Origin of the sequence: Mycobacterium sp. (genome assembly GCF_035697385.1) — a bacterium.
In the GTDB taxonomy this organism is placed as follows: domain Bacteria; phylum Actinomycetota; class Actinomycetes; order Mycobacteriales; family Mycobacteriaceae; genus Mycobacterium.
The window spans coordinates 1-14,326 of sequence record NZ_DASSCY010000068.1 but is presented as its reverse complement, the minus strand read 5'-3'; the positions used below and the strand labels follow the sequence as shown (position 1 = coordinate 14,326).

Below are 14,326 nucleotides of genomic sequence, written 5' to 3'. Positions count from 1 at the left end.
GGACGTATGCGGATCGCCCGGCACGTCAGTGAGCTCATCGGCAATACCCCTCTGGTACAGCTGAACTCGGTTGTTCCCGACGGCGCCGGCATCGTCGCGGCCAAAATCGAGTACCTCAACCCCGGCGGCAGTGCCAAGGACCGCATCGCGGTCAAGATGATCGACGCCGCGGAGGCCAGCGGCGAACTCCGGCCAGGCGGCACCATCGTCGAACCCACGTCCGGAAACACCGGGGTCGGGCTGGCCCTGGTGGCCCAGCAGCGCGGCTACAAGTGCATCTTCGTCTGCCCCGACAAGGTCAGCGAGGACAAGCAGAATGTGTTGCGCGCGTACGGCGCCGACGTGGTGGTGTGCCCGACGGCTGTCGCGCCCGACAATCCGGACAGCTATTACAGCGTCTCCAACCGACTGGTCGAAGAGATCGACGGCGCGTGGAAACCCGACCAGTACTCCAACCCGATGGGGCCCGCCAGCCACTACGAGACCACCGGTCCCGAGGTGTGGGCCGATACCGACGGCAAGGTCACCCATTTCGTCGCGGGCGTTGGCACGGGCGGGACGATCACCGGCGCAGGCCGCTACCTCAAAGAAGTGTCCGACGGGAAGGTGCGCATCGTCGGAGTCGACCCCGAGGGATCGGTGTACTCCGGCGGCACCGGGCGGCCGTACCTGGTCGAGGGCGTCGGGGAGGACTTCTGGCCGTCGGCGTACGACCCGACCGTGCCGGACGAGATCATCGCGGTGTCCGACGCCGACTCGTTCGAGATGACCCGACGCCTTGCCCGCGAGGAGGCGCTGCTGGTCGGCGGGTCGTGCGGCATGGCCGTCGTCGCCGCGATCAAGGTCGCCGAACGCGCCGGGCCCGACTCGGTGGTGGTCGTATTGCTGCCTGACGGCGGAAGAGGTTACCTCTCAAAGGTTTTCAACGACGCGTGGATGTCGTCGTACGGATTCCTGCGCACCCGGCTCGATGGGTCTGTCGAGGAGTCGACGGTCGGCGACGTGCTGCGGCGCAAGTCAGGCGCGCTGCCAGACCTGGTGCACACCCATCCGTCGGAGACCGTTCGCGATGCGATCGGCATCCTGCGGGAGTACGGCGTCTCACAGATGCCGGTCGTGGGTGCCGAGCCGCCGGTGATGGCAGGCGAAGTCGCAGGCAGCGTCTCCGAGCGCGAACTGCTGTCCGCGGTGTTCGAGGGCCGGGCCAAGCTGGCCGATGCGGTGGCTCAGCACATGAGCCCGCCGATGCCGCTGATCGGCGCCGGTGAGATGGTCAGTACCGCTGCCAAGACGCTGCGCGACTGCGACGCGGTGATGGTGGTCGAGGAGGGCAAGCCGGTCGGCGTCCTCACTCGCCACGACCTGTTGGGCTTCCTGTCCGACGGCACCACTCGCCGCTAGCGTCAGCGAAAAGACCGGCCACTCAAGCGGTTTCCTCCCTGCATTCACGCATCAACTGGGCCACGCGGTCGACAGGGCCATCCTCGGTATCGGCTATTTTGTCCCCGCAGTGGCAGGCAGTCGACAGACCTTCGCCGACAACGGTGTAAGCGCGCCGCGCCCTAGCTGGGAGTCGTCCGCGTAAGCTGCCGATCGGACACTCAGTGTTTCCTTAACGGTTGAAACTCGTGAGAGTGGGAGATGGCCGAACAACCGCCACCCGGCAACTACTACCCGCCGCCAAGTGGCTACCCGCCACAGGGTGGCTATCCGCCACCGCAAAGCGGCTATCCGCCACCACCACCGAGCAGCTATCCGCCACCACCTCCTCCCGAGCCCGCCATCACGTGGCCGAGAGAGGCGTTCACACCCTGGGCCAGGCGAGTAGCCGCAGCGCTGATCGACGGAATTCCAGTGCTAGTCGCGATGGGCATCGGCTTCGGAATGATCATGGGAACTCAGGAGACGGCTTGCCAAGCGCAGATGTCGGAGTATGACATCGCGGAGTTCTGCTCGACGGGTTCGTCCGTGCTTGGGCTCGTATCATTTTGGATCGCGTTACTGCTTTCCGTGGCCTATGGCATCTGGAACTACGGATACCGGCAAGGGACCAGTGGTTCGAGCATCGGCAAAGCAATCATGAAGTCCATCGTCGTCAGCGAGAAGACCGGTGAACCAATCGGTTTCGCCCTATCGGTTGTCAGGCAGATCGCGCACGTCCTTGATGCGGCGATCTGCTGGATCGGCTTCTTTTTCCCGCTATGGGATTCCAAGAGGCAGACGTTCGCCGACAAGCTCATGTCCACGGTGTGCTTGAATCACCACGGTTGATGTGGGGAATGACGTCAGTAAACGATTGCGCGCCATCCGATTCCGCAATCCTGTACGCCTCGTGGTTATCGCGCGTATGCGCATTGTTCATTGACGTATTGCCCCTGGCGGTTTTCGCTGCGGCCGGCTACGGGTTGCTGTTCGTAACGCGCAGTCCGGTGTGTGCGTCGGACACATCGGCATTGGACGTAGGTGAATATTGTGGTCACGGCGCTTCCACGCTTGGTGTGTTCTTGCTCGCCGTCACGTGGATGTCGGCGATCGCATATCTGATTTGGAATTTCGGCTATCGGCAGGGCGCCAGCGGCTCGAGCCTTGGCAAGTCCATGACGAGAATCAGGGTTGTGGGGGAGGCAACGGGGCGCCCGATCGGCTTCACACGTTCCGTTGTGCGCCAGCTGGTGCACGTCGTGGACCTGCTGTGTTGCGGTATCGGCTACTTGTTGCCACTGCTGGATACCAAACGACAGACGTTGGCAGACAAGCTGATGTCCACCGTATGTCTGCCGAATAGATCATCGGCCGAGCCGAGCCCCGATTCTGCGCGATAGCCAGCACCGGCGACGGTGTTGTTCACCTGGCTGACGAAGTAAAGCATCCAAACTGCCCAAAAATCTGCTCGAAAGAGCGTGAATGCCCTGTTGCGTCGCTTGTCTCGGCTATGGTTACCAGCGCTGAGATGCGCAAAATTCAACACTGGAAGGCACCATGACCGATCAGCCGCCACCGCCTTACGGCGGTTCGCAACCGCCTCCCCCCGGTAATTACCCACCACCGCCTCCTGGTGGATATCCACCGCCCCCTCAAGGTGGTTACCCGCCGCCGCCGTCTCAAGGTGGTTACCCGCCGCCGCCGTCTCAAGGTGGCTATCCGCCGCCGCCGGGACCGGGTGGCTACCCGCCGCCGCCTAGCGGTTACCCCCCGCAAGGCGGTTATCCGCCCGCGGGTTACGGCGGTGGAGTGGGTCAGCAGCCATTCAGCGTCGGCGACGCGTTCTCGTGGGCTTGGAACAAATTCACCAAGAATGCAGTCCCGCTCATCGTGTCGACGCTCGTCTATGGGCTCATCATCGGTCTGCTCTCCGGGATCGTGTTCGGCATTGCGATGGCGCTCGCTCCGGATCCGGTCAGCACCTACGAGTCGAGCGATTATGGCTTCGAGTATTCGACGAGTGCGTCGTTGGGCGCGGCCAGCATCTTCGTCCTCGTCCTCGGGGGAATCGTCCTCTTCGTCGTGGCGGGAGCGATCCAGTCCGCGTACTACAGCGGCCTGCTGGACATCGCCAACGGCAGGGAAGTGACCATCGGGTCATTCTTCAAGCCGCGCAACGTCGGCAACGTCATTGTCGCGACCCTGATCATCGGTATTGCTGCCTCTATCGGCTCGCTGTGCTTCATCCTGGGTCTCGCAGTCGCTCTCTTCACCATGTTTGCGATCATTGCTCTGCTCGATCGCAACCTGTCGCCGATCGACGCAATCAAGGCGAGCTTCGACGTCACCAAGAACAACTTCGTGCAGGTCTTGCTCACGTATCTCGTCGTCGCCGCCGTTGCGATAGTCGGCGCACTGTTGTGCGGCATCGGCCTGTTCGTCGCGATTCCGGTGGTGGCCCTCATCGAGGTGTACGCCTGGCGTCGTCTCACCGGTGGCCAGGTCGCGGAGCTCAACCCGCAGCCGCTCCCGCCGGGTGGGCCTCAGGCAGGTCCGCCACCGTACCCAGCACAGTAGTAGGGGTTCAATCGGTGAGGCGCTGACTCCGTCGGCGCCTCACCGCTTACTCAGCGCGAATCGGCTGTGTGCCTTGACATTTGACGTCATCGGAAGGCGCTGACACCGGTCAGCGCCTCACCGATGACCAGCTGGTGCACCTCGGCCGTGCCCTCGTAGGTCAGCACAGACTCCAGGTTGTTCGCGTGCCGGATCACCGGGTACTCCAGCGTTATACCGTTGGCGCCCAATAGAGTTCGACATTGCCGCGCGATCTTGATCGCTTCGCGGACGTTGTTGAGCTTGCCGACGCTGATCTGCTCCGGACGGATTTTCCCGTCATCCTTGAGCCTGCCGAGGTGAAGCGCCAGCAGCTGCGCCTTGCCGAGTTCGACGGCCATGTCGGCGATCTTGGCCTGCGTCAGTTGATATCCCGCCAGTGGCTTGTCGAACACTTGCCGGGTGCCGACGTAGTCCAGCGCGGTCTGCAGGCAGTCCCTGGCAGCCCCGACGCTGCCGAACACGATGCCGAACCTGGCCTCCGACAGGCAGGCGAGCGGACCGGACAGTCCGAGTGCGTCTGGCAGCTGCGCGTCGGCGGGCAGGCGGACGTCGTCGAGGCTCAACTCCGAGGTGACCGACGCCCGCAGTGACATCTTGTGCGTCATATCGCGGGCCGAGAAGCCGGGCGTGCCGGCGGGCACGACGAAGCCGACGATGCCCTCCTGGCTGCGCGCCCACACGATCGCGATGTCGGCGACCGTGCCGTTGGTGATCCACATCTTCGAGCCGTTGAGGATCCAGTCCGAGCCATCTCGCCGGGCCGTGGTCCGCATGCCGGCGGGGTTGGATCCGAAGTCGGGCTCGGTGAGCCCGAAGCAGCCGATGACGTCGCCGGTGGCCATGCCCGGCAGCCACTGCTTACGCTGCTCTTCGCTGCCCCATCGGTAGATGGCGAACATCGCCAGCGAACCTTGCACCGACACCAGGCTGCGCAGGCCACTGTCGACGGCCTCGAGCTCCTGGCATACCAGGCCGTACGCGGTGGCCGTCGAGCCGCCGCACCCGTATCCCTTGAGGTGCATGCCCAGCAGCCCGAGCTTGCCGATATCGGATGCCAGTTCCCGGACCGGCACCTCACCCTTTTCGAACCACTCGGAGATAAAGGGCCGCAGCCGCTGTTCACCAAAGCGGCGCACCGTCTGGCGCAGCTCGATGTCCTCGGGTGTCAGCAACGAGTCGAGGTCAAGCAGGTCTTCGATCCGGGCGGTAGCGCTCATGGTCCATGTCTACACCGCAGCGCCGCCGGCACACGCGTCGTTAGGCTGATCCGTGATGAGTGACAAACACAGCTTTCAGGGCCTGGCCACCAAGGCCATCCACGCGGGTTTTCGGCCCGACCCGGCCACCGGCGCCGTCAACGCGCCGATCTATGCCAGCTCGACGTTCGCGCAGGATGGCGTCGGGGGATTGCGCGGCGGATTCGAGTACGCCCGCACTGGCAACCCGACCCGCGCAGCGCTGGAGGCGTCGCTGGCCGCGGTCGAAGCGGCCGACTATGGCCGGGCATTCAGCTCCGGTATGGCCGCCACCGATTGTGCGCTGCGCGCGCTGCTGCGCCCGGGGGATCACGTCGTCATCCCGGACGACGCCTACGGCGGAACGTTCCGGCTCATCGACAAGGTGTTCACGAACTGGGGCATCTCCTACACCGCCGTCGCGCTGTCCGATCTCGACGCCGTGCGCGAGGCCATCACACCGAATACCAAGTTGATCTGGGTGGAGACGCCCACCAACCCGCTGCTGTCCATCGCCGACATCGCAGCCATGGCGCAGCTCGCCGCGGAGTCGAATGTAAAGGTATTGGTGGACAACACGTTTGCCTCGCCTGCGCTGCAGCAGCCATTGCTGCTCGGCGCCGATATCGTGTTGCATTCCACCACCAAGTACATCGGTGGGCACTCGGATGTGGTGGGCGGTGCGCTGCTTACCAACGACGAAGACCTCGACGCGGCATTCGCCTTCCTTCAGAACGGCGCCGGTGCGGTGCCAGGGCCGTTCGACGCCTATCTGACGATGCGAGGTCTCAAGACGCTGGTGCTGCGCATGCAGCGGCACAGCGATAACGCCGCCCTGGTCGCCGAGTTCCTCGACGGACATCCGGCGATCCAGACCGTGCTGTACCCGGGGCTGCCCAGCCACCCCGGCCACCGGGTCGCGGCCAAGCAGATGAGTGCTTTCGGTGGCATGGTGTCGGTCCGGCTGGGTGGCGGTGCCGAGGCGGCGCGCAAATTCTGCGCCAGCACAGAGGTTTTCATCCTTGCTGAATCGCTTGGCGGCGTCGAGTCGTTGATCGAACACCCGGGCGCGATGACGCACGCGTCCACTGCGGGCTCGCAACTCGAGGTGCCCGACGACCTGGTTCGGTTGTCGGTGGGAATCGAAGACATCGCCGACCTGCTCGCCGACCTGGAGCAGGCGCTGCGCTAGCGCGGGGAAATTACTCCAGCGCCTGCCGGACCGCGGATGCGGTGATGGCCAGATTCACCTCGGCCAACGCCGTCGGATATTCGTCAACCCAACTGCCGCTGGCGATTTCGGCCGCTCGTGCGTGCACCCACCGCCAACCGCGGTCATTGAGACTCAACAGTGCGCCAAGCCCGTCGACGGCATGCAGCAGCGAAACGATCGCCGCCGTGGTCGGCGTGGGTGGCCGGCGGTCGAACAGCGCCGACAACAGCGCCGAGCGGGCATGGGCGACCCGGTCACGGTTCGTCAGCGGCCACGCATACGGATGGCTGAATCGCTTGGACTGCAACCGAATTCGCCGGATCTGGCCGGTCCGCTCGAGATGAAGGCTGAGGTTGTCCTGGGTATCTTTGGACAGCCTCTTCACCGCGGTGACCGGACGCAGCGGTCGTCGCTGCAGGAGCTGGAACGCCGGTTCGACGACGGGATCCGTCGGGCCGGGAACGGCGAGAGCCACCAGCCGGCCGGGCTCGACCGGCTCACCCGCCACGGCAGGCCGAATCCGGCAGGCGTGCGCCAGATCCAGCAGTACGGCGGCGGACAACACCCGCTCGCGGCGGGGACGGTCGAGACCGGGCTGTGCGGACGCGTTGTCCAGCAACAGCAGAAAGAGGTCCTCGGCGATCTGCGCCATGAGCGGACTGTAAACCGCGCCCCGGCGCCGCCGCGACTTAGGAGTGGTACGGCTCGGCGCTGACCAGCGTCACCTTGACGGTGTTGCCGTTCGGCACCGTATACGTACGGGTCTCGCCGACCTTCGCATCGATCAGGGCCTCGCCCAGCGGCGACTTCGGTGAATAGACCTCGAGCTTGCCGTCGCTGACGCCTTCCTGCCTGGTGGCGATCAGGAACGTCTCGGTGTCCTTCTTGTCGTCGTCGTAGTACACCTTGACGACCGAACCGGGCAGGGCCACGCCGGACTGCTTGGGCGCCTCGCCGACCTTGGCGTTGTTCAGCAGCTCCTGCAGCTGACGGATGCGAGCCTCCTGCTGGCCCTGCTCCTCGCGGGCGGCGTGATAGCCGCCGTTCTCGCGCAGGTCGCCTTCTTCACGGCGATCGTTGATCTCGGCGGCGATGACCGGTCGGTGGGCGATCAGCTGGTCGAGCTCGGCCTTGAGCCGGTCGTATGCCTCCTGGGTCAGCCAGGTGACCTGGGTGTCGGTCATGTCGTCGCGCTCCCCTCGTCGTTGCTCTCGCGCTTTTGGCGTAAGAAGTCTCGTGTTACCGCGCTGGGAGCTTGCGTTACGTGTATTGCCGCTATCGCCAGCGCGTAATCCGCGCACTAAATGCAGCAATACACGGTCCCAGCAGGAACCGTGTATCTGACGATGGTACCACCGCGCAGACAGCGGATTTTCACATTTTCGCAGTTCGCCGTTTGTTGTGCCGCCTGTGTCGGTGTGTTCTAGGAGGCCACCAGGTACGACGGCACGTCGGTTCCGCAGCCGTAAACGTCGCCGACGACGGGCGGGCGGCTGGCCTTGACGATCGTGGTCACTTGCACCGTTGCCTGCGTGGACGGACCGACCAGCACCTCACGGCGCCCGGTCTCACTTCCGTCAAGTGACCTGGCGCGCACGATGCACGCGACCGGCTGTGACGGGTCGTCGCGGGTGACGCTGATCGTCACCTCGACGGTCTCGTCGTCGACGATCTGGTATCCGCCCAGCTCACCCTTCACATCGGTGCCGAAGCGCTGCGACGCGACCACCGCGATCACAAGTCCCGCCGCGAGCACCAGCACGGTCAATCCGATGGCGATCCGCCGGCGGTTGCGGCGCGACAGCCGCTGCTGCCCATAGCGGGCGGCCGGACGCTCGATCATGTCGTTTTGATGCCCGTCGGTCAGATGGATCTACAGAACTGGAACTATAGGGCTACCCCGACGGGTTGAAACGTCTCGAGAGTGTCCGCACCACGTGAGCAGGTAAGAGGGAGCAGGGTGAGCGAACTGCGGTTGATGGCGGTGCATGCCCACCCGGACGACGAGTCCAGCAAGGGTGCCGCCACCATGGCCCGCTACGCCGACGAAGGCGTCCGGGTGCTCGTGGTCACGCTGACCGGTGGTGAGCGCGGCGACATCCTCAATCCGGCGATGGACCTGCCAGAGGTACACGGCCGGATGGCCGAGATTCGCCGTGACGAGATGGCCAAGGCCGCCGAGATCCTCGGCGTCGAGCACCACTGGCTCGGCTTCGTCGACTCAGGTCTTCCCGAGGGCGATCCGCCACCGCCGCTGCCGGACGGCTGCCTCGGTGTGGTGCCGCTGGAAGAGCCGACAGAGGCGCTGGTGCGCGTGGTCCGCAAGTTCAAGCCGCACGTGATGACCACCTACGACGAGAACGGCGGTTATCCGCATCCCGACCACATCCGCTGCCATCAGGTTTCGGTGGCTGCCTACGAGGCCGCCGCCGACTATCTGCTGTACCCCGACGCCGGCGAGCCGTGGGAAGTGAAGAAGCTCTACTACAACCACGGTTTCCTGCGGAAGCGCATGCAACTCCTGCAGGACGAGTTCGCCAAGCACGGCCAGGAGGGCCCGTTCGAGAAGTGGCTCAAACACTGGGATCCTGACCATGACATCTTCGAGCACCGGGTGACGACGCGCATCGAATGCTCGAAGTACTTCACCCAGCGCGACGACGCCCTGCGTGCTCATGCGACGCAGATCGATCCCAATGGGGACTTCTTCCGCGCACCCACCGAATGGCAGCAACGGCTGTGGCCGACTGAGGAGTACGAGCTTGCCCGGGCACGGGTGCGGGTATCCCTGCCGGAGACCGACCTTTTCGCCGGAATCGAGAACGACACGTGAACGACACGATGATGCTCATCGTCGGCTTGCTCGCCGAGGAGGGCCAGCCCCGCGATACGGGCCCGGACTTCGGCAAGGCCAGCCCCGTCGGGTTGTTGATCGTCGTGCTGCTGATGATCGGCACGTTCTTTCTGGTCCGGTCGATGAACCGGCACCTGCGCAAGCTGCCGGAGTCGTTCGACCCCGAGCAGCCCGAATCGGATCCGACAGCCGAGGACCCGAAGCGGGAGCCCGGTGGCTAACACGCTCACCGAGGCGACCAGCCCCTACCTGCGCCAGCACGCCGACAACCCGGTGCACTGGCAGCAGTGGACTCCGGAGGCGCTCGCCGAGGCGGCGTCGCGGGACGTGCCCATCCTGCTGTCGATCGGGTATGCCGCCTGCCACTGGTGCCACGTGATGGCCCACGAGTCGTTCGAGGACGAGCAGGTTGCGGCCGCGATGAACGAGGGGTTCGTCTGCATCAAAGTGGACCGCGAGGAGCGGCCGGACCTGGACGCGGTCTACATGAACGCCACTGTCGCGTTGACGGGTCAAGGTGGCTGGCCGATGACCTGCTTCCTGACTCCCGACGGCAGGCCGTTCTTCTGCGGCACCTATTACCCGAAGCCGAACTTCCTGCAGTTGCTCGCCGCAGTCTCCGAAACGTGGCGGACCCGGCGCGACGACGTGGAGCAGGCGTCCGATCGCATCGCCGACGAGTTGCGGTCGATGGCCTCCGGGTTGCCAGGCGGTGGGCCGCCCGTGCAGCCGGCGCTGTGCGACCACGCTGTCGCCGCGGTGCTGCAGGACGAGGACGTGCAACGTGGCGGATTCGGTGGCGCACCGAAGTTTCCGCCGTCGGCGCTGCTGGAAGCGCTGCTGCGCAGCCACGAACGGACCGGCGACATACTGCCGCTGGAATCAGTCGAGCGGACCTGCGATGCGATGGCCCGCGGCGGCATCTACGACCAGCTGGCAGGCGGGTTCGCCCGCTACAGCGTCGACGCGTCATGGGTGGTGCCGCATTTCGAGAAGATGCTCTACGACAACGCGCTGCTGCTGCGGGTGTACGCACACTGGGCCCGTTGTACATCGAACCCGTTGGCGCGCAGGGTAACCGGTGAGACGGCGCGCTTCATGCTCGACGAGCTTGGCGCCGGCGGGATGCTCACCTCGTCGCTGGACGCTGACACCGACGGCCACGAGGGTCTGACCTACGTCTGGACGCCAGCGCAGTTGCGTGAAGTACTGGGCGACGACGACGGACATTGGGCCGCATCGGTTTTCAACGTCACGGACGCCGGAACGTTCGAGCACGGCAGCTCGGTGCTGCAACTCTTGAGCGACCCCGACGATCTCGAGCGTTTCGAGCGGGTGCGCACGGCGCTGTTCGCCGCTCGGCTCAACCGGCCGCAGCCCGGCCGCGACGACAAGGTCGTCACCGCATGGAACGGGCTGGCGATCACCGCGCTCGCAGAGGCTTCTGTGGCGCTCGATGATCCCCAATTGCTGGATGCGGCAACGCAATGCGCCCGCGGGCTGTTGGACCTGCACCTCGTCGACGGCCGGTTGCGCCGCGCCAGCCTCGGTGGCCGGGTCGGCGGCAGCGCGGCAATCCTCGAGGACTACGCGATGCTGGCCACCGGGCTGCTGACGCTGCATCAGCTGACCGGCGAGGCGTCCTGGCTTGACGCGGCGACGGCGCTGATCGACGTTGCGCTGGACCATTTCACCGATCCGGACCGGCCTGGCCGCTGGTACGACAGCGCCGACGATGCCGAGCAGCTGATGGTGCGGCCCGCCGACCCGGTGGACGGCGCGACCCCGTCGGGCGCGTCGTCGATTGCCGAGGCCCTGCAGCTGGCGGCCCATTTGGCGCCCGCTGAACGTGTGGAGCGCTACGCGGAAGCGGCCGACGCGACGCTGGCCAGCGCGAGTCCCATCCTGGCGCGGCTGCCGCGTTCGGGTGGACATTGGCTCGCCGTCGCCGAGGCCGCCGTGCGCGGGCCCATCCAGATCGCGGTTGCCTGTGATCCACTGCGATCGGAGCTGCTCGCCGCGGCGCGCACGATGGCACCCGGCGGTGCCGTCGTCATCGGCGGTCCGGTGAACTCCGCGGAGCTGTTGCGTGACCGTGACCGGGTCGATGGCGCCGACGCCGCCTACGTGTGTCGCGGCCGAGTCTGCGATCTGCCGGTGACCACCACCGAGCAACTGGCTGCCGCGCTGGGTGCTCGCGTGTAGCTTCGACGCCATGCCGAGCGCCGAGCAGATCACGCAGACCGTCACCCACTACCTCGAACTCGTCAGCAAGGGGCAGGCGGACGACATCGCCGCCCTCTACACCGACGACGCGACCGTCGAGGATCCGGTCGGGGGAGAGGTACACATCGGCCGCGCTGCGGTCCGCGGCTTCTACACCAGTCTCGAAAACGTGAAAGCCCAAACCGATGTCGTGACGTTGCGCGCGCTCGGCAACGAGGCGGCGTTCCACTGGACGCTCGCAATCGATTTCGGCGACAACGGCATGCGAATCGACATCATCAGCGTCATGACGTTCGACGACGAAGGCAAGATCGCGTCGATGAAGGCTTACTGGGGCCCGGAAAACGTCACCCAGACCTAGCGATTTGTGGCGCCGCACCGGCGCACGGCGCCGGTCACGCTCCACAAGTCACTAGAAGACGGCGAACCACATCGCGATGTAGTGGCAGATCGCCGCCACCGCGGTGCACGCGTGGAAGAACTCGTGGTGGCCGAACGTCGTCGGCCACGGGTTCGGCCACTTGAGCCCATAGAGCACGCCGCCGATGCTGTAGAGCGCCCCGCCGACAGCCAACAGCACCAACGCCGCCACGCCAGCGCCGTGCATGATCGGCACGATGAACCAGGCCGCGACCCAGCCCAGCAGCAGATACAGCGGCACGCCGACCCAGCGCGGCGCCGACGGCCAGAACATCTTGAGGAGCACGCCCGCGAGTGCCCCACTCCAGACGATCCAGAGCAACGGCATGCCGTCGCTTTGCGGCAGTGCGAGCAGGGCGAACGGGGTGTAGCTGCCCGCGATGAAGACGAAGATCATCGAGTGGTCGGCGCGCTTCATCCACTTGCGGGCCGTCGGAGATGTCCAATGCACGCGGTGATAGGTGCCGCTGACCGCGAACATCGCCACGATCGTGAACGTGTAGATCAGGGTGGCGATCCCGGCGCGGGCTGAGTCGAGCGACCACGACACCGCCACCAGTGCAGCGCCTGCGATGAAGGCCACCACGGCGGCGTAGACGTGGATCCAGCCGCGCGCCCGCGGTTTGTGGAGGAACTTTTCGACGCCGTCGACGACGGCTTCTGGGAAGTCTTCGGCGTGCCCGTGCGGTGTGCGTACCTGCCCGTGATCGGTTGTGTCGGTGCGAGCTGTCATTTCACCTCCACTAATGCCATGGGGCTTCTCGATGGCCACAGTAGTCTGGATCTTCGTGGACATCATTCCCCCGCGGCTCAAGGAACCGGCCTACCGGCTCTACGAGATGCGGTTGCGCCAGGAACTGGCGCGGTCCAAATCCGAACTGCCCCGCCACATCGCGGTGCTGTGCGACGGTAACCGACGATGGGCACGTGACGAGGGTCACGACGACGTCAGCTACGGCTACCGGATGGGTGCCCGCAAGATCGCCGAGATGCTGCGCTGGTGCCAGGAATCCGGTGTCGAGATGGCCACCGTCTATCTGCTGTCCACCGAAAACCTGCAGCGCGATGCCGATGAGCTGTCGTCGCTCATCGAGATCATCACCGATGTCGTCGAGGAGATCTGCGCCCCCGTCAACCGGTGGAGTGTGCGCACGGTCGGCGATCTCGAGCTAATCGGCGAGGAGCCGGCGCGACGGCTGCGCGACGCCGTCGAATCGACGAACGGCAACGGCAGCGGATTTCACGTCAACCTCGCGGTCGGCTACGGCGGCCGCCAGGAGATCGTCGACGCCGTCCGTGCCCTGCTTGGCAAGGAACTGGCCAACGGCGCGACCGGTGACCAGCTGATCGAGGCCGTCAACATCGACGCCATCTCGGAGAACCTCTACACGTCCGGGCAGCCCGACCCCGACCTCGTCATCCGCACGTCGGGGGAGCAGCGCCTCTCCGGGTTCCTGCTGTGGCAGAGCGCCTATTCGGAGATGTGGTTCACGGAGGCCTACTGGCCGGCGTTTCGGCGGGTGGACTTCCTGCGTGCGCTGCGCGACTACACCGTGCGCCACCGCCGCTACGGCATGTAATTCCCGCCACAGCGCATGACACACTTGAGTGATGGCTGCGCTGTCAGCGATGGTCTTTGCGCTCAGCTGGTGGTTGGGCCTCTACCTGCTGGCCCGTGACCCCCGTAAGCCCGTCCTGGTGCTGGCCTCGATCGGCCTGACGAGCTTCGCGTCGGTGGTCGCGCTGGACGCCGTTCGGATCGAAAGTGGGGCGAGCGGGTCAGAAATTCTGGGCCGCATCGAGATTTATCTGGTCGCCGTGCCGGGCATCGCGTGGTTCGCGGTGCTCGTCGAGCTGTCCCGGTCCTACGAAACGTGGCGCAGCCGTGCCGGCGAGATCGCGCTGGTGGCCGGGGTGGCCACGCTGGCGTTCGTCGGTGCCGCGCTGGCGGGCAGCGTGGAAGGCCCGCTGCGCCTTGGGCATTGGGTGATGATCGCGGCGATCTCGCTGTCCACGCTGGGCGCGCTGGTGAAGGCCGTGTTGGTCAAACCACCGCAACCGGTCGTGACTTTCGTCGTCATCGCGACGCTGTTCTTCGCGCTTGGCAACGCGATCCTGATCATCCCGCTCGGGCTGGTGCCGAGCTGGCTTGCGTTGGCGTCCACTGGATTCGACGTCGCTCTGCTGGGCATCGCGGTGGCCATCGGGGACGCGTTCGACGAAGGTCAGGCTCTGCGCGCAGACATGCTGCGGTCGTTCGCGGCGACGGCCGTGGTGGCGCTGCTGTTCGGCGGGCAGCTGTTGATCGGCCTGGCCGTGTCGGGACAGGAGACCGCG

The 14,326-nt window shown here is 65.6% G+C and carries 15 protein-coding genes and 1 pseudogene; 11 read left to right on the top strand and 5 right to left on the bottom strand.

The window, feature by feature from the left end; all coding sequences use genetic code 11:
• Window positions 1–6: 6 nt before the first annotated feature.
• The 4 genes from VFH65_RS06350 (at window position 7) to VFH65_RS06335 (ending at window position 3,999) form a co-directional block, all read left to right on the top strand.
• Window positions 7–1,401 (top strand): cystathionine beta-synthase, encoded by a 1,395-nt coding sequence (locus VFH65_RS06350; protein WP_353320303.1) that lies wholly within the window; start codon window positions 7–9, stop codon window positions 1,399–1,401.
• Window positions 1,402–1,641: 240 nt separating this feature from the next.
• The gene (locus VFH65_RS06345) at window positions 1,642–2,271 is read left to right on the top strand and encodes an RDD family protein (protein WP_353320302.1); all 630 of its coding nucleotides are present in this window, start codon (window positions 1,642–1,644) and stop codon (window positions 2,269–2,271) included.
• Window positions 2,202–2,822, top strand: coding sequence for an RDD family protein (locus tag VFH65_RS06340; protein ID WP_353320301.1), 621 nt, complete (start codon window positions 2,202–2,204; stop codon window positions 2,820–2,822). The genes VFH65_RS06345 and VFH65_RS06340 overlap by 70 nt, the downstream gene beginning before the upstream one ends.
• Before the next feature lie 157 nt (window positions 2,823–2,979).
• On the top strand, window positions 2,980–3,999 hold the full coding sequence (locus VFH65_RS06335) for a hypothetical protein (protein WP_353320300.1): 1,020 nt from the start codon (window positions 2,980–2,982) through the stop codon (window positions 3,997–3,999).
• A gap of 86 nt (window positions 4,000–4,085) precedes the next feature.
• Here VFH65_RS06335 and VFH65_RS06330 read toward each other — a convergent pair whose 3' ends face one another.
• A complete protein-coding gene (locus VFH65_RS06330; protein WP_353320299.1) occupies window positions 4,086–5,258 on the bottom strand; it encodes an acyl-CoA dehydrogenase family protein in 1,173 nt (390 codons plus the stop codon).
• 55 nt (window positions 5,259–5,313) lie between these two features.
• On the opposite strand from VFH65_RS06330, the gene VFH65_RS06325 reads away from it, so the two are divergent.
• On the top strand, window positions 5,314–6,468 hold the full coding sequence (locus VFH65_RS06325) for a cystathionine gamma-synthase (RefSeq protein WP_353320298.1): 1,155 nt from the start codon (window positions 5,314–5,316) through the stop codon (window positions 6,466–6,468).
• A gap of 10 nt (window positions 6,469–6,478) precedes the next feature.
• Here VFH65_RS06325 and VFH65_RS06320 read toward each other — a convergent pair whose 3' ends face one another.
• From VFH65_RS06320 to VFH65_RS06310, 3 genes are all read right to left on the bottom strand, one after another.
• Complete coding sequence (locus VFH65_RS06320) at window positions 6,479–7,141, bottom strand: GOLPH3/VPS74 family protein (protein WP_353320297.1); 663 nt, start codon at window positions 7,139–7,141, stop codon at window positions 6,479–6,481.
• A gap of 37 nt (window positions 7,142–7,178) precedes the next feature.
• A complete protein-coding gene (gene greA / locus VFH65_RS06315) occupies window positions 7,179–7,673 on the bottom strand; it encodes a transcription elongation factor GreA (protein WP_353320296.1) in 495 nt (164 codons plus the stop codon).
• Window positions 7,674–7,912: 239 nt separating this feature from the next.
• The gene (locus VFH65_RS06310) at window positions 7,913–8,332 is read right to left on the bottom strand and encodes a DUF4307 domain-containing protein (RefSeq protein ID WP_353320295.1); all 420 of its coding nucleotides are present in this window, start codon (window positions 8,330–8,332) and stop codon (window positions 7,913–7,915) included.
• Between the two features lie 117 nt (window positions 8,333–8,449).
• On the opposite strand from VFH65_RS06310, the gene mca reads away from it, so the two are divergent.
• The 4 genes from mca to VFH65_RS06290 are packed head-to-tail and all read left to right on the top strand — an operon-like array spanning window position 8,450 to window position 11,930.
• Window positions 8,450–9,322: a mycothiol conjugate amidase Mca gene (mca, locus tag VFH65_RS06305; RefSeq protein ID WP_353320294.1), complete on the top strand. Its 873-nt coding sequence runs from the start codon at window positions 8,450–8,452 to the stop codon at window positions 9,320–9,322.
• 8 nt (window positions 9,323–9,330) lie between these two features.
• Window positions 9,331–9,564: a hypothetical protein gene (locus VFH65_RS06300; protein WP_353320324.1), complete on the top strand. Its 234-nt coding sequence runs from the start codon at window positions 9,331–9,333 to the stop codon at window positions 9,562–9,564.
• A complete protein-coding gene (locus VFH65_RS06295; protein ID WP_353320323.1) occupies window positions 9,524–11,548 on the top strand; it encodes a thioredoxin domain-containing protein in 2,025 nt (674 codons plus the stop codon). Before VFH65_RS06300 ends, VFH65_RS06295 begins: the two co-directional genes overlap by 41 nt.
• A 10-nt stretch (window positions 11,549–11,558) precedes the next feature.
• On the top strand, window positions 11,559–11,930 hold the full coding sequence (locus VFH65_RS06290; RefSeq protein WP_353320293.1) for a nuclear transport factor 2 family protein: 372 nt from the start codon (window positions 11,559–11,561) through the stop codon (window positions 11,928–11,930).
• 51 nt (window positions 11,931–11,981) lie between these two features.
• Here the strand turns inward: VFH65_RS06290 and trhA are convergent, their stop codons facing one another.
• Window positions 11,982–12,722 (bottom strand): PAQR family membrane homeostasis protein TrhA, encoded by a 741-nt coding sequence (gene trhA / locus VFH65_RS06285; protein WP_353320292.1) that lies wholly within the window; start codon window positions 12,720–12,722, stop codon window positions 11,982–11,984.
• A gap of 55 nt (window positions 12,723–12,777) precedes the next feature.
• Here trhA and VFH65_RS06280 point away from each other — a divergent pair, with 55 nt between their 5' ends.
• Both VFH65_RS06280 and VFH65_RS06275 read left to right on the top strand, forming a co-directional pair.
• Window positions 12,778–13,569 carry a (2Z,6E)-farnesyl diphosphate synthase gene (locus VFH65_RS06280; protein ID WP_353320322.1) on the top strand — a complete coding sequence of 264 codons (792 nt, stop codon included), beginning with the start codon at window positions 12,778–12,780 and terminating at the stop codon, window positions 13,567–13,569.
• Window positions 13,570–13,600: 31 nt separating this feature from the next.
• Window positions 13,601–14,326 (top strand): annotated as a pseudogene (locus VFH65_RS06275) (hypothetical protein); the annotation flags it as partial.

Bases quoted from the DNA above. Each gene is read 5' to 3' on its own strand.
- VFH65_RS06350 (WP_353320303.1), top strand. From the start codon at position 7: ATGCGGATCGCCCGGCACGTCAGTGAGCTCATCGGCAATACCCCTCTG.
- VFH65_RS06325 (WP_353320298.1), top strand. From the start codon at position 5,314: ATGAGTGACAAACACAGCTTTCAGGGCCTGGCCACCAAGGCCATCCAC.
- VFH65_RS06290 (WP_353320293.1), top strand. From the start codon at position 11,559: ATGCCGAGCGCCGAGCAGATCACGCAGACCGTCACCCACTACCTCGAA.
- VFH65_RS06320 (WP_353320297.1), bottom strand. From the start codon at position 7,141: ATGGCGCAGATCGCCGAGGACCTCTTTCTGCTGTTGCTGGACAACGCG.
- VFH65_RS06335 (WP_353320300.1), top strand. From the start codon at position 2,980: ATGACCGATCAGCCGCCACCGCCTTACGGCGGTTCGCAACCGCCTCCC.
- VFH65_RS06345 (WP_353320302.1), top strand. From the start codon at position 1,642: ATGGCCGAACAACCGCCACCCGGCAACTACTACCCGCCGCCAAGTGGC.
- VFH65_RS06310 (WP_353320295.1), bottom strand. From the start codon at position 8,332: ATGATCGAGCGTCCGGCCGCCCGCTATGGGCAGCAGCGGCTGTCGCGC.
- VFH65_RS06300 (WP_353320324.1), top strand. From the start codon at position 9,331: ATGATGCTCATCGTCGGCTTGCTCGCCGAGGAGGGCCAGCCCCGCGAT.
- trhA (WP_353320292.1), bottom strand. From the start codon at position 12,722: ATGACAGCTCGCACCGACACAACCGATCACGGGCAGGTACGCACACCG.
- VFH65_RS06340 (WP_353320301.1), top strand. From the start codon at position 2,202: ATGGGATTCCAAGAGGCAGACGTTCGCCGACAAGCTCATGTCCACGGT.
- VFH65_RS06330 (WP_353320299.1), bottom strand. From the start codon at position 5,258: ATGAGCGCTACCGCCCGGATCGAAGACCTGCTTGACCTCGACTCGTTG.
- greA (WP_353320296.1), bottom strand. From the start codon at position 7,673: ATGACCGACACCCAGGTCACCTGGCTGACCCAGGAGGCATACGACCGG.